We start from the raw sequence: 19,381 nt of genomic DNA, 5'->3' as shown, positions 1-19,381 counted from the left end.
CGTTAGGTTTAGCGCATGTCTTCGCACTGGCTCAAACCATATATGCCGCGCAGCCTATATGCCCGGGCAGCACTAATCCTTGTTGTGCCCGTTGTTGTAGTGCTTCTGGTCGTCTCTATCGCGTTCATGCAAAAGCATCTTGAAGATGTGACCGCCCAGATGACGCGAAATGCTGTGCGAGAAGTGAACCTTGTAACAGATGTCATGCAAGGTGCTGAAACTCAGCAAGAAGCGCTGGCAGCGGCACAGCCGGATATGGAGGCCCTTCAAATGACGGCCAGGTTCTTGCGTCCCAACGAAGAGCCTGAGGTCGGAAAGCGCCGTTGGTATGATTTCATTGCTCCGCAACTTGTGAATGAGTTGCGCGGTGCATTGCCTGAATTCGTTGCAATAGCATTGCCCCGGGGGCAGCCGGTGCGACTGTATCTTGCAACGGACCTTGGAATTCTGGAATTGGCGTTTGAGCGCAGGCGATTGTCGCCTGTGGCGCCCCACCAACTCATCGTCACAATGGTGTTCTTTGCCGTTTTGATGACTTCGATTTCGTTCCTGTATATGCGAAATCAGTTGCGCCCTATTACCCGGCTGGCGGAGGCGGCCCAAGCCTTTGGCAGAGGACGAACCGTGCCGTATTCACCCAGTGGTGCAATCGAAGTACGGGCAGCGGGCAATGCATTTGTGGACATGCGAACTCGGATTGAACGACAGATGGAACAGCGCACTCTTATGCTGTCTGGTGTCAGTCACGATTTACGCACGCCACTTACGCGGCTCAAGCTGGGTCTGTCGCTTTTGCCTGAGGATGAATCAGCGCCGTTGATGAACGATGTAAATGAGATGCAATCCCTACTGGATGCGTTTCTTGAGTTTTCGCGCGGCACAGCCGAGGGTTCTCCCGAAAACGTGGACCCGGCAGTTTGGTTGCGTCAGATAACCGAAGACGCTTTGCGGGTGGGTCACAGTGTAAAATTGGTATCTGTTGAAGGGCAGGGGACAGTATCGTTCCGTCCCATGGCAATGCGTCGTGCAGTTGAAAACCTTATCGGGAACGCCGTCCGCTATGGTACGTGTGCAGAGGTCAGTTTGAAACTGACGCCAAAATCCATGCGCATCCGCGTCGAAGATGACGGCCCCGGAATTCCAGTCGGACAGCGGACCGAGGCCGTCAAGCCGTTTACACGGCTGGATCCTGCCCGAAACCAAAATCTGGGCAGTGGTGTGGGATTGGGACTTGCAATCGTCGCTGACATCGCAAGAGCACACGGAGGCGCATTGAGGCTAGGTAAAAGCGAAAACCTCGGCGGTTTGTGCGCCGATATCATTATTGGCAGGTGATTTTTGAATCTTAGTAATGTGGTAGGCCCGGAGGGACTCGAACCCCCAACCAAAGCGTTATGAGCGCTCTGCTCTAACCAATTGAGCTACAGGCCCGCCTGAGCGCCCTGCGTATCACGATCACGGCCCGCGTCAAGCCTGACCGTTGCAACAAGTCGCACAATCGAATAACTCGCGCCCAACGTAAAACAAAGGGATAGGCCATGACAGCGGGCAAGAACGGAATAACCTATGCCGACGCCGGCGTGGATATTGATGCGGGAAACGCGTTGGTTGATCGAATCAAGCCAGCAGCTAAACGCACCAACCGCCCTGGTGTAATTAGTGGGTTGGGTGGGTTTGGAGCGTTGTTCGACCTTAAGGCGGCAGGTTATTCAGACCCAATTCTCGTCGGCGCCACAGATGGCGTTGGCACTAAATTGCGGATCGCAATTGATACGGGCTTGGTCGACGGTGTTGGAATTGACTTGGTCGCAATGTGTGTCAATGACCTGATCTGTCAGGGCGCTGAGCCGCTGTTCTTTTTGGATTATTTTGCTACCGGAAAATTGGACGCCGACACTGCGGCACGAATCATCGAGGGTATCGCCGAAGGGTGCGCGCAATCAGGATGTGCCTTGATCGGTGGTGAGACGGCAGAGATGCCGGGTATGTATCCCGAGGGTGATTTTGATTTGGCCGGTTTCTCTGTTGGCGCGATGGAGCGGGGGGCTGCTTTGCCCGAGGGTGTGAAAAAGGGCGACGCGCTATTGGGCTTGGCCTCTGATGGGGTTCATTCCAACGGATACTCACTTGTTCGTAAATTGGTTGAGATGTCTGGGCTGGATTGGACCGACCTGTCGCCCTTTGGCAGCGGGACGTTGGGCGAAGCGCTGTTGACGCCAACCCGGTTGTACGTGAAGCCCGCACTTTCGGCGATCCGGGCGGGCGGAGTGCATGCCTTGGCGCATATAACAGGTGGCGGGCTAACCGAAAACTTGCCCCGCGTTCTGCCTGACACAACGGGTGCGGAGATCGACCTTAAGAGTTGGGATTTACCGCCGGTGTTTAAGTGGATGGCCAAAATAGGTAGTATTTCTGAATCAGAAATGCTCAAGACATTTAACTGCGGAATTGGCATGGTCGTCGTTTGCGCGGATGAACGGGCTGACGCGCTTTCTGAATTGTTGTCAAGTACGGGAGAGACTGTGGTTCGCATTGGAACAGTGACGGATGCTTCCGGTGTTACCTACTCAGGCAGCTTGTCGTGAAACATAAACGTGTTGCCATCTTGTTGTCTGGTGGCGGTTCAAACATGGTTGCGCTAGCAGACAGCATGACTGGCGAACATCCGGCGCGGCCTTGTTTGGTATTATCCAACGATCCCACCGCAGCTGGTTTAAAAAAGGCGGCAGATCGGGGGATCCCCACATCAGCGGTGGATCATCGCCCATTTAAAGGTGACCGCAGTGCTTTCGAAGCCGAATTGCGGAAACCATTGCAGGATGCTCGCCCGGATATCGTGTGCCTAGCGGGGTTCATGCGAGTTTTGACCGGCGATTTCGTTTCCGAGTTTCAGGGCAAAATGCTTAACATTCATCCGTCTTTGTTGCCAAAATACAAGGGCCTCAACACTCATGTTCGTGCAATTTCAGCAGGCGATGCCGAACATGGTTGCACAGTGCACGAAGTAACTGCCGCGCTGGATGACGGTCCGGTTTTGGGGCAGGCGCGGGTGCCGATCAATGTCGGAGATACTCCCGAAACGCTTGCAGCTCGAGTTTTGGTTTGGGAACACAAGCTTTATCCGGCTGTCCTGAGACGCTTTGCCGTCGGAGATAAGACGCCTGTTCAAATGCCCTGAGGTCGTTCGGGTGATTTACACGGCCCTACTGTTCGGCCTATGGTCGCCGTCAACGCTCGGAACGAGGATAAACAGACGGGCAGTCACTAATAACAAGAGCAAGAACAGAACCGCGCATGAGAACATTGAAAACGACGCAAGAGTTGGCCGATTTCTGTGCGGTCGCTTCCAAGCACCCATATCTGACACTCGATACCGAATTCCTGCGCGAGCGGACGTATTATTCCAAGTTATGCCTGGTACAGCTTGCCTATCCGTCGGAAGACGAGGACAGCGCAGTTCTTGTAGATCCATTGGCGGAGGGCATGTCGCTGGAACCTCTTTACGAACTTTTCAAGAATGAGAAGGTCGTCAAAGTCTTCCATGCCGCTCGTCAGGATCTTGAGATTTTTTGGTTCGAGGCTGGAGTTTTTCCGACGCCACTTTTCGACACCCAAGTAGCGGCGATGGTTTGTGGCTTTGGCGAGCAAGTCGGTTATGAGACACTGGTGCGGAAAATTTGCCGAGAAGGTGTCGATAAAACTTCGAGATTTACTGACTGGTCGCGTCGCCCGTTGTCTGACGCGCAAAAGACATATGCATTGGCCGATGTGACCCATCTGCGCAAAATTTATGAACATTTGGCAGCTGAATTAGAAAAATCCCGCCGCAGTCATTGGGTTGCAGAAGAGCTGCGGATACTGACACAACCGGAAACCTACAACGTTCGCCCTGAGGATGCATGGCGTCGTGTAAAGACACGAACAAACTCCGGTAAGTTTTTGGCGGTGGTGCGCGAACTTGCCCATTTCCGTGAAGGTTATGCGCAAGACAACAACGTTCCTCGAAGCCGTGTATTTAAAGATGATGCCTTGATTGAGATGGCGTCAATAAAGCCAAGGACACCTGCTGATCTGGGTGGATCGCGACTTCTCTTGCGAGAAGCCCGCAAAGGACCAATAGCAGATGGTATTCTTGCTGCCGTGAAGCGCGGTATGAACTGTCCTGCCGACGCCTTGCCCAAAGTGGATAACAGTCGCGACAAACTAAAGGTCAATCCGGCGTTGGCCGATCTGCTGCGAGTGTTATTAAAGTCGAAAACGGAAAGTTCGGGCGTGGCCGCAAAGTTGATCGCATCCAGCTCCGAATTGGATCAGATAGCTGCAGGAGAACGGTCGTTGCCAGCGATGTCAGGTTGGCGGTTCGAGGTCTTTGGAGAAGATGCGCTGAAGCTTTGTGAGGGCAAGATTGCCCTTGCTGCAAAAGGTCAGTCAGTTCGAGTGGTGTCACTTTAACTCGCGTCTCAACGACGGCGAGACTCCAGCGCGTTTTGCTGCCCCACCACTCGAATCAAGCGTACCCCTTCCAGATCGCGTCTGCCGAGCGTGATAGCGTCAGACACCATTCTTGAACGTGGGGTTCCTTGAGCCGTCGGGGAGATGGGGTAATTGACCCTGAACGCAAATTCCAGGATGCCGTTCTTGACGTTTTCATCGTTGTCAATTCGTGTCAAACGAGCGTCGTAAGCGCCCTGCCGCGAGGCAGTGCCAGCCGCGTAGACGATGGCACCTGTTGGGGTTTGATCGATCTGCATTTCATCAACAACAGCAATCAGAACGCTTCTGTCATCCGGGTCATTTCCGGTGATAAACTCCTCGCCGCTAGCGTTGTCCGGGATCAGAGCGTATTCCTCGCTTGGTTCCACTGGTGGTGAAGAGGTTGTGCTGCTGCCAAACCAGTTTGAAGGGTTTGCGCGCGAATTCCTCCAACCGCTGCAGGCGGAAAGAAAAAGGGCAGAGACCAAAAGAACAGAAATAGTTTTATGCATGGGTCCAACATTTTGCGCGACTTGATTTGAAACGGGTTAGCGCAAATTCCAATGCTTGAAAAGCCACGGCAGGGGCTGGACAGCGGGTCAAGCGGGGCATAGGTCACAAATGTTACCGCGACACGCAAGGATAGCCCAATCATGGCAACAGCAGCTTTTGAAGAGATCGTTGAAGATTTCGAGTTCTTGGACGATTGGGAGGATCGGTACCGGCACGTGATTGATCAGGGCAAGGCGATGGAACCTTTGGATGAGGCCTTTAAGGTACCTGCCACCAAAGTAAAAGGGTGCGCAAGTCAGGTGTGGTTACACCCGGTGATCAACGACGGGAAGTTTCACTTTGATGGTGATAGTGATGCAATGATAGTTCGCGGACTAATTGCAGTACTGCGTTCCCTTTATAATGGATTGCCTGTTTCCGATGTTGCTTCGGTGGATGCAGCTGCTGAATTGGCGCGGTTGGGGCTTAACGATCACCTATCAGCGCAACGTTCAAACGGCTTGCGTGCGATGATTGAGCGAATTCGTGAAGTCGCGCGAGCGTACGTTTAACATCTTGCGAACTACTTCGGCACAGAGCGTTTTGCCCAATCAGAAAGTGTGGTTTCCAGGTCGCCGTAACCAGTCATCCGACGCTCGAACGCCAAGCCCATTTTGTCGGCACATTCCATCGCACGCCGGGTAAGGTCAGGATCTTCGGTTTGGGCCTGAAAAACTAACTTAGTATAGTTCCCAAAATACATGTCGCGAAGTTCTGGGTGGCGGTCCAATCCTAATGGTTTCCATACAAATGCGTCGAATTGGCGAGCGAGGAAATCTGTTAAATAAAAGGCGGTTGCTTCATCTTCCTGATGCTTGGAAAAGGTGTCATTTCCCTCGAAAAAGGAATAACAATGCGGGCCTTTTACCATCTCGACCCCTAAACGATCACAGGCCTGTTGCAATAGACCACCTGTTCCGCAATCTGCGTAAACCACAAAAATCTGGTCGTAGCTGTCGCGGTGTTTGCTCACCGCGTCCTCAACGGCCTGTGTGATTTTTTCTGGATGAATGTGTAAAATCGCGGGAAGGCAGGTCAGTGACATGTGGTCCCAACCGTTGCGCTTTTTTAGATCAAGAATCTCCCGTGCAAGGGCACCGCATGCCAGCAGCAATATTCCGCCGGGCCGCCCGTTGTCGGTATAGCCTTGTGTTGTCAGGCTTACGTCATCGGGCGGGCAGTGATTTTGCATGGTCTAATCCGACAATTGCTACAGCTTCAAATTACATACGCCGAAACCAGGCACATCCGGTTTCGGCGTATTTCGTTCGTCGGGTAGTGCACGAATTACGGGCGCACTTCGCGATCGAACTCGGTTAACCGGCCAATTGGTTATGCCTGCGCGACACAAACTCTTTGGCGGTTTCTACGGCTACGGCTGCATCGCGGCAGTAAGCATCCGCTCCAATAGCCTTGCCGAACTCTTCGTTCAGCGGAGCGCCGCCGACCAGCACGATATAATCGTCGCGCAGGCCCTGTTCCACCATAGTGTCTATGACAACCTTCATGTAAGGCATCGTCGTCGTCAGCAGGGCTGACATTCCAAGGATGTCTGGTTTTTCCGTTTCCAGGGCTTCAAGATAGTTTTCAACAGGGTTGTTGATACCCAGATCGACCACTTCGAATCCTGCGCCTTCCATCATCATTGACACCAGATTCTTTCCGATGTCGTGGATATCGCCTTTGACCGTTCCGATAACCATTTTCCCCACACGGGGCGCGCCTGTTTCCGCGAGTAACGGCTTAAGGATCGCCATTCCGCCCTTCATAGCGTTTGCGGCCAGCAAAACCTCGGGCACAAACAGGATGCCGTCACGGAAGTCGTGTCCTACAATGGTCATTCCGCCAACCAGAGCCTTGGTGAGGATGTCGTATGGCACCCATCCACGCTCTAGCAGAATGTTAACGCCTTCTTCGATTTCTTCCTTCAGGCCATCGTAGAGATCGTCGAACATCTGTTCGACAAGCTCGTCGTCATTGAGTTCGGACAGAACGATGTCATCTTCATCGGACATGGGGCAATTCCCTGAGCTGAGCGGGCCGGAGGCCCAAAGTGGCAATTTTTACTGTTTTGGCCATTTCGCCGCATCTGTACTGTGACGATTGCGACCTAGGTCGATCTGAGACCGACCTATACGGTAAATTGTGAACCAATGCAGTGGAATTTTGTGCATGGTTTTCGTGCATAGATTTCAATTTCTTCCGGAATGACATGCGGTTGGAACGACGTTCTTTTTTGCGCGAACCCGTTCCGACCAGATACTTGCGTGGCATGTCAGAATCGTCTATCAAAAAGAACAAAGAAAGAACATATGACAGCCTTCGCAAAAACCAATGGGCGTGGGACTGCCTCGAACCAAGCGGGGCGTTTCGAGCGCTATACTACGACTGCAGTGCGTGAAGATTGCAGCATCGAGGAAGACTTGCCAACATTGCGGACCGAGGTTCGTGACGAAACCGCTCGAAGCCTGATCACTTACAACAGATCACCTGATCTTCCTTTCGATCGGTCAATCAATCCCTACCGAGGTTGCGAACACGGTTGTGTTTATTGCTTTGCACGGCCTTCACACGCTTATTTGGGCCTTTCGCCCGGGTTGGACTTTGAGACCCGCCTGATTGCTCGACCAAACGCTGCCAGCATTCTGAGGAAAGAGCTTTCCCGGCGCAGCTACAAAGTATCCACGATTGCCTTGGGCACCAACACTGATCCGTATCAACCGATCGAGAAATCTCGAGAAATAACAAGGAGGTGTTTGGAAGTTCTAAACGAATTTCGACACCCGATCGGAATTGTGACAAAAGGAACTCTTGTCGAACGGGACCTTGATATAATCGCGCCAATGGCGCAAAGCGGGTTGGTTCGCGTGGGAATATCATTGACAACGTTGGATTCAGATCTGTCTCGGCAAATGGAGCCGCGCGCTCCATCTCCGCAAAGGCGGTTGAAAATGATCGAGCGACTATCGCGAGCTGGTATTCCGGTGCGTGTTATGACATCACCGGTCATTCCAGGACTGACAGATCACGAACTGGAAAAATTGCTTGAAGCGGGGCGGGATGCGGGCGCGGATGCGGCCAGCTGGATTATGTTGCGCCTTCCTCGGGAAGTTTCCGAGCTATGGCAACAATGGTTGCAAGAGCACGTGCCGGGCAGCGCTTGCAAAGTTATGGCTCGGCTGCGGGAAATGCATGGCGGCAAAGACTATGATCCGCGTTGGGGCCATCGCATGAAAGGTGAAGGCGAGTATGCCGAGGTCATTTCCCAAAGATTTTCTATGACTTGCAAAAGGTTGGGGATAAAAGTTAAATCGTCACCGCTAAGATGTGATCTGTTTTCGGTTCCACCGCAGCCGGGTGACCAGATGGCTCTGTTTTAAGGGACCGATTTAGAAGATTATACCAACTCCGGCAGCGAACCCGTTCACTGTGTCACTTCCGTAATAGCGCACCATTAAGCGGGTGGTGGAAACCCACGGAACTAATCTGTACGACAGGTCAACTTCGATCCCGCCGCCGACACGCGCCAGCCAGTTTGTTCCTAACACCATGGATTGGTTGCCGATCAGGTAGAAATAAGAAAAATCGCCCACCAAACGCACAAGGCAATCAAACATGCGCACGCCCGTTGGAAAACGATGACGAGCCCAGAACACGGCATTAGATGCAGTTGATTGCACTAATAGATCTTCGTCATCGCCGATTGGCCATTATTCAATATCGGTATAGCGAAAGCTGGCCTCGAATTCGCGTTCATTTGAAAGTGGTCGGTCATAGTCGATCGTAAAAGATCCGCCTGCGCCGCCAGCCCAAAGTCCACCGATTTCGAGGAAATCACCCTCTATCCCCAACCTGTCTGCGACGACCTAAGTCACAATAGTTACATCCGATTGCGTTCGCCCGATTGTGATATGTGCCATTGGCACGAACCGCCAGCGTTCGCTCAGATCAAATTTGTAACCTGTGCCGCTCTTCGCAGCTGCGCTCGTCCATTTAAGAGGTAATGTCGTTGTTTCTCCCGCAACTGAAAAGAAACAGTACCGGATCATGCTTTGCGCAGCCGATATAACCCTCAAGATAAATTGTTACGCCCAAACTCAAACGAAAACCGCCCCCAATATGGACAGACTCAAAATCATAGTCACGGTTATCCATGTTGGACTGAAGTGAAATTGCGTTGGCAGAGTTGTCCAGAATGCCGGCCAGTCGCAAAATAGCTAAGGAGCCAGCAGTATTTTCCCGCGGAAACTCCTTAAATGCGCTCTCAATAATTTCCTGAGCACCCGCGATACGGGTTAACCCCAATGCGCCCATCACGGCAAATATCAATGTTTGATATTTCATTGCAACACGGGACTTGGCTAAGGCCGTTACCATGTGCAGGATGCATCGTTCGGCAAAGCGGCTGATTTGGCCGATCGCAAAAATTCAAGTCTCAGACTGCAATTTGGTGAATCAAGGCGTTGAAAAGAAAAAAAGACCTCGAGAAAATCGAGGTCTTTTTGGTGCCTAATCGGTTGGGCCAATCAGCGGTTTTCAATATCCACATAATCACGCAGCGTCTCGCCAAGATACAGCTGACGCGGGCGTCCGATCTTGTTCTGAGGGTCCGCAATCATTTCTTTCCACTGGCTGACCCAGCCAACTGTGCGAGACAGCGCAAAGATTGGCGTGAACATCGATGTGGGGAAACCCATCGCCTCTAGGATGATGCCTGAATAGAAATCCACATTCGGGAACAGTTTCTTTTCGGCAAAATACGGGTCCTGTAAAGCTTCTTTTTCAAGTTCCTTGGCGACCTGCAGCTTTGGATTATTTTCGACACCCAGCAGGTCAAGAACCTCGTCGGCGGATTGCTTCATAACTTTGGCACGCGGATCAAAGTTCTTGTAAACGCGGTGGCCAAAGCCCATCAGGCGGAATGGATCGTTCTTATCCTTAGCGCGGGCGATGTATTCGGGGATGCGGTCAACACTGCCGATTTCTTCCAGCATTTCCAAGCAAGCTTGGTTCGCGCCGCCGTGGGCCGGACCCCACAGGCATGCGATGCCCGCAGCGATACATGCGAACGGGTTCGCGCCGGACGAAGATGCAAGGCGGACAGTCGAAGTCGACGCATTTTGTTCGTGGTCTGCGTGCAACGTGAATATACGGTCCATTGCGCGGCTGAGGATTGGGTTGACCTCGTATTCCTCGGCCGGCACGCTGAAGCACATGCGCAGGAAGTTTGAAGCATAGTCCAGATCGTTCCTCGGATACACGAAAGGTTGCCCGGTGTGGTATTTGTACGCCCAAGCAGCAATCGTCGGCATCTTGGCGATCAACCGATGCGAGGCGACCTCACGCTGTCGCGGATCCGAGATATCAGTCGAATCGTGGTAAAAAGCCGACATGGCGCCGACCACACCAACCATAATAGCCATAGGGTGCGCATCCCGGCGGAAACCGCGGTAAAAATACTGCATCTGTTCGTGCAGCATTGTATGTCGCGTAATGGTGGTTTCGAACTGTTCCAGATCTTTTGCTGCTGGCAGTTCCCCATAAAGAAGGAGATAGCAGACTTCGAGGAAATGTGATTTTTCAGCTAGCTGGTCAATCGGGTACCCACGATGCAACAGCTCACCTTTTTCTCCGTCGATATAGGTAATTGTGCTGTCACAGCTTGCTGTAGAGGTAAAGCCCGGGTCGTAAGTAAACACCCCCGCCTGACCATATAGTTTGCGGATGTCGACAACATCTGGTCCTGCTGTGGGCGAGTGGACCGGAAGCTCGTATTCTTTGCCATGGACAGTCAGTGTGGCGGTGTTTTTGCTATCGGTCATAATGTCCCTTCCTCATTCATGCGCGGATCGGATCGCTGTCCGAACTTGCGGGCAACGGCTGCGCTTGGTCACGCAGTCCGGGTGTTAACGAGGCAGCGTTACCCGATTGTGAAGATCAGGTTTAATTTGCTGCGTCAGAAAGCCGTGCCAAGGTTTCTTCCTTCCCAAGCACGAGCATCATGTCAAAAACCGAAGGTGTAACAGTCCTCCCAGCTAGCGCAGCCCGCATGGGACCCGCCAGCTTGCCGAACTTTACCCCTTTCGCTTCGGCGAACGCGTTGAGGGCTTCCTCCAGTGTGTTCCGGCTCCAGCTAACATTTTGCAACTGCGGCGTCAATTCTTCCAGTATACCATCGGATACATTCACTAATGCCTTTGCCGCTTTTTCATCGGGAACAATCGGCCGCCCGGTTAAAACAAAATGCGCTTTTTCAATAAGTTCAGGAAAGGTGCGTGCGCGGTCTTTAAGGCAATACATTGCCCGTTCCAGATCACTCGATTGTGTCTGAGTAAGAGGCGTAAGCCCCGCGGCGGCAAGATAAACTTCCAATTCTTGCCGCAACGCAGCATCATCCGAAACGGCAATATGCTGACCGCAAAGATTTTCAAGCTTTTTCAGGTCGAACCGAGCAGGGCTTTTGCCGATTCCGTCCAGATCGAACCATTCAAGTGCTTGTTCGTCAGTGAAAAACTCATCATCGCCGTGGCTCCAACCTAACCGCGTGAGATAGTTGCGCATTCCGGCAGCCGGATACCCCATCGCCTGATATTCCTGCGCACCTAATGCGCCGTGCCTTTTACTAAGCTTTTTACCATCTGGACCGTGAATAAGTGGTATGTGCGCCCAGATCGGAACCGGCCAGCCCATCGCTTCATAAATCATCATTTGCCTTGCGGCATTGTTCAAATGGTCATCGCCGCGGATTACATGGGTAACGCCCATGTCATGGTCGTCTACAACGACCGCCAGCATATAAACCGGTGTCCCGTCAGAGCGCAGAATGATCATGTCATCCAGCTGATCGTTTCGGATGGATACATCGCCCTGAACCTGGTCTTGAATTACCGTTGTGCCTTCTTGTGTTGCCTTTATGCGGATCGCAAACGGCGCGTCAGGGTAGGTGGAAGGGTCTGCGTCCCGCCAAGGGCTGCGAAAGAGTGTAGATTTACCTTCAGCCCGTGCCTGTTCGCGAAATGCTGAGATTTCTTCCTGGGTAGAGAAACACTTGTAAGCCTTACCTTGTGCCAGCAGTTGATTGGCCACTTCGGCGTGGCGATCCGCACCTTCGAACTGACTTATGACATCTCCGTCGTGATCGAGTCCAAGCCATTCCATACCTTGTAAGATAGCCGCGGTTGCTTGTGGAGTTGAGCGTTCGCGGTCGGTGTCTTCAATCCGCAGCAGGAATTTACCGCCTCGGCCACGTGCATACAACCAGTTGAACAACGCGGTGCGTGCTCCGCCGATGTGTAGAAAGCCGGTGGGAGAGGGGGCAAAACGGGTGACGACCTGATCGGACATGGGGTGATTAACCTTTTGGTAACCGCAATTAGCGTAGAGTTTGCGCCTGTCTAACGAGCACGAAGGACGGGGGCAACCATGCGTGTTCTTGCACTGGTCGAGGCCGCAATGCTGCGCCAGCGCGGGCACTTGATTGTCTGGTCGCCAATATGCGTTGCGACGGGTATTGGGCTGTACTTTTCCCTCCGGTTCGAGCCTGATGTGCATGTCTATGCTCAGCTAGTATCAGCGATTTTTCTCGGGGCGTTTTGCAGTTGGAAATTGCCTACAGCTTGGTCACCCGTCGCGATTGGAGTGGCGCTGATTGCATTTGGATTTTTGTTGGCCGGTGGACGAGCCCATTTGGTATCAGAGCCGGTTTTGAAGTGGCGTTACTATGGCCCGATTGAAGGTCGAGTCGTATCTCTCGACCGTTCGGCGTCTGACGCTTTGAGAGTAACCTTGGATCAAGTTCGAATAGAAGGTGTGCCAGTCGACGAAAGGCCAAGGCGTGTTCGAATTTCTATGCATGGGCCAGCCACTAACTTGTTGCCCGGTCAAAGGATAATGACGACCGGTCATCTATCTGCACCACAAGGACCCGTCGAACCTGGCGGTTTTGACTTTCGTCGCCACGCTTGGTTTCAACGCCTTGGTGCTGTTGGTTACACCCGTGTTCCTGTTTTGACCATCGCCCCCGCGAGCGCGGCCAATGGTGGTGTTCCCGTTACATATTGGCGAATATCCATATCAAACCACGTGCAGAACCTTCTCCCCGGTGAGGTCGGTGGATTTGCCGCGGCTGTCACGACTGGAGACCGCAGCGGGCTGCGGAGTGATACGCTCCTGAGTCTTCGAGCGTCCAACTTGGCCCACCTTCTTGCCATATCCGGACTGCACATGGGGCTACTGACAGGCTTTGTATTCCTTGCATGCCGGGTTGGGTTTTCTGCTGTGCCGGCGGCGGCGCTTCGTTTGCCAGTAAAGAAACTGGCCGCTGTATGCGCGATGGTATCGGCAACGATCTATTTTCTACTGTCAGGGGGCAACATAGCCACCGAACGGGCGTTTGTTATGGTATTAGTCATGTTTGGGGCATTGCTGCTTGACCGCAGGGCAATATCTTTGCGCGCTGTGGCTGTCGCAGCCTTGATTGTGCTGGCGATGCGTCCGGAAAGCCTTCTCGGTCCGGGTTTTCAGATGTCATTCGCAGCCACCACAGCTTTGGTAGCGGTTTTTGGTGCTTTGCGAAACCAAGATCTGGTGTCCGGCCCGAAATGGTTAAAGCAGTTCATTGGCCTGATTTTGTCTTCGGCCATTGCTGGCTTTGCGACTGCTCCAATTGGAGCTGCTCATTTCAACACCATGTCGCACTTTGGTTTGTTGGCGAACCTGTTATCAGTCCCAGTTATGGGGGCGATTGTTGTTCCGGCAGCAGTACTTTCGGCCTTTTTGGCTCCGGTTGGGCTGGAATGGGTGGCGTTGACTGTTATGGGGATCGGTTTGAAGTGGATTCTTGGGGTGTCCGAATGGGTGTCGGGCTTGCACGGGGCTCAGGGCTATGTAATGAGCCCCCCGGACTTTGTCCTACCGGCACTTTCATTAAGCATTTTGTGGGTCATCCTTTGGCAAGGTCGCGCCCGTTGGGCAGGGCTGGTTCCGGCCATGGCGGTGATGACGCTCTGGGGGCAGGGGACCCGCCCAGATGTTTTGGTTGCGGGCAATGGTGGCTTGATTGGTGTCATGACAGAGAACGGACGCGCATTGAGTAAAAGCAAGGGCAATGGTTTTGTTGCGTCGGTCTGGTTGGAAAACGACGGAGATGGGGCGGATCAGAAACTTGCGGCAAAACGATGGCCTGGCGAACCGGGGCTTGTTCAAAGATACCAGACTGAAGGTTTGGAAATAGTTCACTTAACAGGCAAGCGGGCAGCTCAAGATTTCAACGAGTGCCGGCCGGATCAAATTGTGGTATCGCCTGTCGCTTTGCAATTAAGTGGCGGTTGTCGGCTGTACGACTCTGAAAAACTCGAGAACACAGGAAGCTTGGCCCTAAGCAAAGGACGCCTAGTCACCAGCAATGAAGCTTCTGGAAGGCGCCTTTGGTCTTTAGGGTATTCAGGTCAATAGCTACGGATTAACCCCACAAGACGGCCCTGAACTTTGACTTTATCCTCGGGTAGCACACGTGTTTCGTAAGCTGGATTGGCTGCTTCAAGCGCGATGGCTTGGCCACGTCTGAAGAAACGTTTCAACGTCGCTTCTTGATCGTCCACCAAAGCGACAACTATGTCGCCGTTGTCGGCTGCTGATGTTTCTCGGATCACCACAACATCGCCATCGTTGATGCCCGCATCGATCATAGAGTCTCCACGAACCTCCAATGCATAGTGTTCCCCATTACCGGAAACCATTGATCCGGGGACGGCTACACGGTGCGATACGTGGCTGATTGCTTCGATTGGAACACCTGCCGCAATGCGGCCCATGACGGGCAATTCCATTGCATCCACAGTTATTGGTTCAAAATTGGCTGGACGCATACCAGAAGGCCTGTCGCCATCAATAACACGCGGTTTGAACCCGACCGTGGGCTCACCCCCCAAACTTTCCGGCAGCTTAACAATCTCGATCGCGCGTGCCCGATGTGCGAGCCGCCTGATAAATCCGCGCTCTTCCAACGCTGTGATCAGGCGATGAATGCCGGATTTGGACCTGAGGTCCAATGCGGCTTTCATTTCGTCGAAACTGGGTGGAACACCATCCGCCTGTACGCGTTTATGGATGAATTCCAGCAAATCCAACTGCTTCTTGGTCAGCATCGCTCACACCTCGTCGCTCATGCGTTTTCTTTTGTTCTACGCATGTTCACGTTTTGTGTCAATATTTTTGAGAAATCCCTAAATCGGTAGATAGGAAACTTCTTCCCCTTTTGAGCGGGCAGGATCATGAGGCGCGCGGACCAAAAGAGCATTTGCTTCAGCCAAAACACTCAACAGCGAACTGTCCTGATCGGCGCACGCCTTGATGCCGGTTTTGTCCACAATGGCACGCATATAATGTTCGCGCGGACCGTTTTGGCCGACTGCCTCTGTAAGCGGAGCGGTTCGGAATGATTCCAGAACATCTTCAACACCCAGCATGCGTCGTATCATGGGCACAAGAAATAAGTACCCGCAAACCATCGCACTGACGGGATTTCCCGGTAGGCCAACCATGGCTGCACCGTTGATCCTGCCTGCCATCAATGGTTTTCCCGGTCGCATACGAATTTTGTAAAATGATCGCTCCATCCCGAGGTCCTGCGATACATCTGCTACCAGATCGTAATCACCGACCGAGGCACCGCCTATAGTGACGACCAGATCAGCACCTTGAGCCAGTGAAAACGCCGTCTCCAAAGAAGACTTTGTGTCTTGAGCGATTGGCAGTACCCTGACATGCGCGCCAACTTTCTCCAGTAACACCTTGAGACCAAATGTATTTGAAGCGATTATCTGATCAGGCCCGGGTGTTTCTCCTGGCATGACCAATTCATCTCCGGTGGAAATTAATGCCACAACGGGTTTGCGGGTCACTGGCACCAAGGCAATGTTCATCGCGGCCATTAGTGCGACGTCCTCTGCACGAATTTTACGAGGTGCCCTGATCGGCGTTCCGGCTTTAAAATCCACGCCGGCAGGACGAACATTGGTTTTTGCACCCGGACCATCAGTGATGGTGATCAGGTCGCCGCTCCGTGTTGTGTCTTCTTGAATGACTACGAAATCCGCGCCGTCAGGCATGGGCGCACCAGTAAAAATTCGCACAGCTTGACCCGCGCCAACCGAACTTGAATACCGTCGCCCTGCAGCGGCTTCGCCAACGACTTTGAAAATGGCATGCAGTTCCACTTCGACCGATTTGACGGCATAACCATCCATGGATGATGCGGGAAATGGAGGCTGATCGCGGGTTGCACGAACGTCTTGAGCCAACACTCTACCAGCGGCCTCTGACAGTGGCACCGTTTCTTCCGGTAGCCGGTCAACCAATTCAAACAACAGCGCGCGGGCCTCGTTGACTGTTATCATTCCGCCTCGTAACGTCCTGATTTTCCGCCGTCTTTCAAAAGCACGCGAACGCCGCCTATCTCCATGGCTTTGTCAACGGCCTTTGCCATGTCGTAAACGGTCAAGGCTGCGGTTGTGACTGCGGTTAATGCTTCCATCTCGACACCGGTCTGGCCAGTAGTTTTAACCGTCGCTTCGACCTGAACGCCTGGTAAAGACGGATCCAGCGTCAATTCAACTGCAACCCGAGTTATTGGCAGCGGATGACACAACGGGATTAGATCGGGCGTTTTCTTGGCCCCCATAATCCCGGCAAGACGAGCTACGCCCAGAACATCACCCTTTTTTGCTCGGCCTTCGGAAATTAAATCAAAGGTTTCTGGGGCCATTCTGATGTAACCAGCTGCGACAGCAACTCGGTCAGTTATTTGCTTTTCGGTCACATCAACCATATGTGCCTGACCCTTGGCGTCGAAATGGGTAAGCGCCATCACATCACCCCTGGAACAAGAGGGTTAGCTAGCAGAGTGCGGGTTGCCGATGCGACGTCATCCTGACGCATCAGACTTTCGCCAATCAAGAAGCACCTTGCGCCATAGCGCGCAATTTCTGCAAGATCAGCTGGTGTGCTCAGGCCACTTTCACAGACAATTGTTCGGTCGGCCGGAACCAATTTTGACAACCTGCGCGTCGTGTCCAGACTTGTTTCGAAAGTCTTTAGGTTTCGATTGTTTATTCCGATCAAAGGGCTTTTTAGGTTGGTTGCGCGGTGTAGCTCTGCCTCGTCATGCACTTCAATCAGAACATCCATACCCCAATCAAACGCAGTTTGTTCCAACTCAGACGCCTGAGAGTCACTGACAGACGCCATGATAATCAGAATACAATCGGCCTCAAGCGCACGTGCTTCGATCACCTGATAGGGGTCATACATGAAATCCTTGCGAAGCGCGGGCAAAGAACAAGCCTTGCGTGCAGCGGTTAGAAAGTTCTTGGCACCTTGAAAGCTGGGCGTGTCGGTCAAAACTGACAAACAGGCAGCACCTCCTTTTTCATATGCCTGGGCCAGAGCGGGTGGATTAAAGTCTTCTCGGATCAAGCCTTTGGAAGGGCTGGCTTTTTTGACCTCCGCAATCAAGCCATAACCGCGACGGGTCGCTGCCGAAAGCGCGTCGGCGAAACCGCGAGGCTCAGACGCGCTTTCCGCTTCGGATTCAAGCTCATCCAATGATTTTCGCGCTTTGTCTGCTGCGATCTCTTCCAGCTTGTAAGCCTTGATTTTGTCCAGAACTGTTTCGGTCATGCAGCTTCCTGTGTGATACGAGCCAACGCGGCTATCTTGTCTTTCGCTTTGCCGCTGTCGATGCTTTCGGCGGCCATTGCAACGCCTTCGCGTAACTCCGATGCAGCGTCGGCCACAACCAATGCTGCTGCCGCGTTCAGTAACACCGCGTCGCGATAGGCAGATGGTCTTCCATCGAGAAGTGCGCGGAATGCAACAGCGTTTTCTTCGGGTGTTCCACCGAGAATGTCCTCAAATGAATGTACGGGCAGTCCGGCGTCTTCGGGATGAATTTCTGCTTCCTTGACAGTTCCATCCTCGACCGAGGCAATCCAGCTTACCCCGGTGATGGTCAATTCGTCTGTTCCATCTGATCCGTGAACCAACCAAGCGTGTTCGGTGCCGAGCAGGCCAAGGGTTTCGGCCATTGGTCGTATCAGGTCTCGACTGAAAGCGCCCGTCAACTGGCGTTTAACACCAGCGGGATTGGTCAGGGGGCCGAGAATATTGAAAATCGTCCGTGTCCCTAGTTCCTGCCGTGTCGGCATCACATGAGCGATCGCGGGATGGTGCATAGGCGCCATCATGAAACCTATTCCCACATTTTTCAAAGCCTTTTCAACGGTTTCTGGTCCAACCATAACGTTGATTCCCAGCTGGCTCAGAGCATCTGCAGCCCCGGATTTTGAGCTTAAGTTTCGATTGCCATGTTTAGCAACGGCGACTCCAGCCCCGGCGACAACAAACGCTGTCGCCGTCGATATATTAAGAGTTCCTTTTCCATCTCCGCCCGTACCGACAATATCCATCGCTCCGACAGGTGCTGACACGGCATGGCACTTGGCTCGCATAACGGCAGCGGCGGCCGCATATTCGTCAACGGTTTCGCCACGCGTGCGCATGGCCATTAAAAGTCCACCGATTTGGCTGGGCGTTGCAGCACCTTCGAACAGTATTTGAAAGGCTTGCTCTGCTTCTGACCGCGTCAGTGGCCTATCCGCTGCGGCGCCGATCAACGGTTTCAGGACGTCGCTCATGCCGGGACTTTCATCTCATTCAAAAAATTCTTCAGCAGAGCATGACCGTGCTCGGACGCAATGGACTCGGGATGAAACTGCACACCATGAATGGGTAAATCCTTGTGCTGTAGTCCCATGATCGTTCCATCCTCGAGCTCTGCCGTTATTTCCAGACAGTCCGGTAGAGAGCCTCGATCTACAACTAGCGAATGGTAGCGCGTTGCTTCGAACGGAGTTGGAAGGCCTGCAAACAATCCTTTACCGGAGTGGTTAATCTTGCCCATCTTGCCATGCACGATCTCATGGCAACGTACGACCTTACCGCCAAATGTCTGACCAATCGCCTGGTGACCTAAGCACACTCCCATCAATGGTGTTTTGGTTTCTGCCGCCGCCTCGGTCAGCGCCAGACATATACCGGCTTGATCGGGGTCGCATGGTCCCGGGCTTAGCAGGATACCGGCCGGGTTCATCGCCATTGCTTCTTGAACATCCAAGGCATCATTGCGGCGAATGACCATTTCGGCGCCCAATTCACCCAAATAGTGGACAAGATTGTAAGTAAACGAGTCATAGTTGTCGATCAGCAGCAGCATTCCGGCACTTATCTTTGAATGAGGCAATTGGGGCTGGCGATGCAGGCCCAAGCCAAGGTATAATGTCGGAATATACATGCTCAG

General features: G+C 52.9%; 20 protein-coding genes and 1 tRNA gene. 7 read left to right on the top strand and 14 right to left on the bottom strand.

What is annotated here, in order from left to right; genetic code table 11:
• Nucleotides 1-15: 15 nt before the first annotated feature.
• Nucleotides 16-1,335 carry an ATP-binding protein gene (locus tag GOV45_RS11700; protein WP_170477670.1) on the top strand — a complete coding sequence of 440 codons (1,320 nt, stop codon included), beginning with the start codon at nt 16-18 and terminating at the stop codon, nt 1,333-1,335.
• Nucleotides 1,336-1,354: 19 nt separating this feature from the next.
• Here the strand turns inward: GOV45_RS11700 and GOV45_RS11695 are convergent.
• Nucleotides 1,355-1,431 (bottom strand) — tRNA-Ile (locus tag GOV45_RS11695).
• Between the two features lie 107 nt (nt 1,432-1,538).
• Here GOV45_RS11695 and purM point away from each other — a divergent pair.
• The 3 genes from purM (at nt 1,539) to rnd (ending at nt 4,452) form a co-directional block, all read left to right on the top strand.
• The gene (gene purM / locus GOV45_RS11690; protein ID WP_170477667.1) at nt 1,539-2,585 is read left to right on the top strand and encodes a phosphoribosylformylglycinamidine cyclo-ligase; all 1,047 of its coding nucleotides are present in this window, start codon (nt 1,539-1,541) and stop codon (nt 2,583-2,585) included.
• On the top strand, nt 2,582-3,178 hold the full coding sequence (gene purN / locus GOV45_RS11685) for a phosphoribosylglycinamide formyltransferase (protein WP_170477666.1): 597 nt from the start codon (nt 2,582-2,584) through the stop codon (nt 3,176-3,178). The genes purM and purN overlap by 4 nt, the downstream gene beginning before the upstream one ends.
• A 116-nt stretch (nt 3,179-3,294) precedes the next feature.
• Complete coding sequence (gene rnd / locus GOV45_RS11680; RefSeq protein WP_170477663.1) at nt 3,295-4,452, top strand: ribonuclease D; 1,158 nt, start codon at nt 3,295-3,297, stop codon at nt 4,450-4,452.
• Between the two features lie 8 nt (nt 4,453-4,460).
• Here rnd and GOV45_RS11675 read toward each other — a convergent pair whose 3' ends face one another.
• Nucleotides 4,461-4,862, bottom strand: coding sequence for a hypothetical protein (locus GOV45_RS11675; protein ID WP_367648670.1), 402 nt, complete (start codon nt 4,860-4,862; stop codon nt 4,461-4,463).
• Nucleotides 4,863-5,126: 264 nt separating this feature from the next.
• Here GOV45_RS11675 and GOV45_RS11670 point away from each other — a divergent pair, with 264 nt between their 5' ends.
• Entirely contained in the window at nt 5,127-5,537 is a 411-nt protein-coding gene (locus tag GOV45_RS11670; RefSeq protein ID WP_170477657.1) for a SufE family protein, read from the top strand.
• A gap of 11 nt (nt 5,538-5,548) precedes the next feature.
• Here GOV45_RS11670 and GOV45_RS11665 read toward each other — a convergent pair whose 3' ends face one another.
• Nucleotides 5,549-6,217 (bottom strand): DUF1638 domain-containing protein, encoded by a 669-nt coding sequence (locus tag GOV45_RS11665; protein WP_170477655.1) that lies wholly within the window; start codon nt 6,215-6,217, stop codon nt 5,549-5,551.
• Between the two features lie 124 nt (nt 6,218-6,341).
• Nucleotides 6,342-7,040 (bottom strand): corrinoid protein, encoded by a 699-nt coding sequence (locus tag GOV45_RS11660; protein ID WP_170477652.1) that lies wholly within the window; start codon nt 7,038-7,040, stop codon nt 6,342-6,344.
• A 297-nt stretch (nt 7,041-7,337) separates the two neighbouring features.
• On the opposite strand from GOV45_RS11660, the gene GOV45_RS11655 reads away from it, so the two are divergent.
• Entirely contained in the window at nt 7,338-8,405 is a 1,068-nt protein-coding gene (locus GOV45_RS11655; protein ID WP_170477649.1) for a PA0069 family radical SAM protein, read from the top strand.
• A gap of 9 nt (nt 8,406-8,414) precedes the next feature.
• Here the strand turns inward: GOV45_RS11655 and GOV45_RS23300 are convergent, their stop codons facing one another.
• The 4 genes from GOV45_RS23300 to gltX all read right to left on the bottom strand — a co-directional run bounded on the left by GOV45_RS23300 (nt 8,415) and on the right by gltX (nt 12,369).
• The gene (locus GOV45_RS23300) at nt 8,415-8,705 is read right to left on the bottom strand and encodes a hypothetical protein (RefSeq protein ID WP_254447984.1); all 291 of its coding nucleotides are present in this window, start codon (nt 8,703-8,705) and stop codon (nt 8,415-8,417) included.
• Nucleotides 8,706-9,018: 313 nt separating this feature from the next.
• Nucleotides 9,019-9,402, bottom strand: coding sequence for a hypothetical protein (locus GOV45_RS23295; protein ID WP_254447983.1), 384 nt, complete (start codon nt 9,400-9,402; stop codon nt 9,019-9,021).
• A 149-nt stretch (nt 9,403-9,551) separates the two neighbouring features.
• Entirely contained in the window at nt 9,552-10,847 is a 1,296-nt protein-coding gene (gene gltA, locus GOV45_RS11645; RefSeq protein ID WP_170477646.1) for a citrate synthase, read from the bottom strand.
• 121 nt (nt 10,848-10,968) lie between these two features.
• Nucleotides 10,969-12,369 (bottom strand): glutamate--tRNA ligase, encoded by a 1,401-nt coding sequence (gltX, locus tag GOV45_RS11640; RefSeq protein ID WP_170477643.1) that lies wholly within the window; start codon nt 12,367-12,369, stop codon nt 10,969-10,971.
• 78 nt (nt 12,370-12,447) lie between these two features.
• Here gltX and GOV45_RS11635 point away from each other — a divergent pair, with 78 nt between their 5' ends.
• The gene (locus GOV45_RS11635; protein ID WP_170477640.1) at nt 12,448-14,478 is read left to right on the top strand and encodes a ComEC/Rec2 family competence protein; all 2,031 of its coding nucleotides are present in this window, start codon (nt 12,448-12,450) and stop codon (nt 14,476-14,478) included.
• Here GOV45_RS11635 and lexA read toward each other — a convergent pair.
• The 6 genes from lexA to GOV45_RS11605 all read right to left on the bottom strand — a co-directional run bounded on the left by lexA (nt 14,472) and on the right by GOV45_RS11605 (nt 19,297).
• Nucleotides 14,472-15,170 carry a transcriptional repressor LexA gene (gene lexA, locus GOV45_RS11630; protein WP_170477637.1) on the bottom strand — a complete coding sequence of 233 codons (699 nt, stop codon included), beginning with the start codon at nt 15,168-15,170 and terminating at the stop codon, nt 14,472-14,474. The genes GOV45_RS11635 and lexA overlap by 7 nt on opposite strands.
• A 78-nt stretch (nt 15,171-15,248) precedes the next feature.
• Complete coding sequence (locus GOV45_RS11625; RefSeq protein ID WP_170477634.1) at nt 15,249-16,421, bottom strand: molybdopterin molybdotransferase MoeA; 1,173 nt, start codon at nt 16,419-16,421, stop codon at nt 15,249-15,251.
• Nucleotides 16,418-16,891, bottom strand: a complete 474-nt coding sequence (moaC, locus tag GOV45_RS11620; protein ID WP_170477630.1) for a cyclic pyranopterin monophosphate synthase MoaC — start codon at nt 16,889-16,891, stop codon at nt 16,418-16,420. Before moaC ends, GOV45_RS11625 begins: the two co-directional genes overlap by 4 nt.
• Nucleotides 16,891-17,703: an indole-3-glycerol phosphate synthase TrpC gene (gene trpC / locus GOV45_RS11615; protein ID WP_170477627.1), complete on the bottom strand. Its 813-nt coding sequence runs from the start codon at nt 17,701-17,703 to the stop codon at nt 16,891-16,893. The genes moaC and trpC overlap by 1 nt, the downstream gene beginning before the upstream one ends.
• Nucleotides 17,700-18,719, bottom strand: coding sequence for an anthranilate phosphoribosyltransferase (gene trpD / locus GOV45_RS11610; protein WP_170477625.1), 1,020 nt, complete (start codon nt 18,717-18,719; stop codon nt 17,700-17,702). The genes trpC and trpD overlap by 4 nt, the downstream gene beginning before the upstream one ends.
• Nucleotides 18,716-19,297 (bottom strand): anthranilate synthase component II, encoded by a 582-nt coding sequence (locus GOV45_RS11605; RefSeq protein ID WP_170478124.1) that lies wholly within the window; start codon nt 19,295-19,297, stop codon nt 18,716-18,718. The genes trpD and GOV45_RS11605 overlap by 4 nt, the downstream gene beginning before the upstream one ends.
• Nucleotides 19,298-19,381: the final 84 nt, after the last annotated feature.

This window comes from Ruegeria arenilitoris (assembly GCF_013035425.1).
In the GTDB taxonomy this organism is placed as follows: Bacteria; Pseudomonadota; Alphaproteobacteria; order Rhodobacterales; family Rhodobacteraceae; genus Ruegeria; species Ruegeria arenilitoris_A.
Note: the sequence above shows the minus strand (reverse complement) of the source record. Positions and strands in the feature narration are given on the sequence as shown.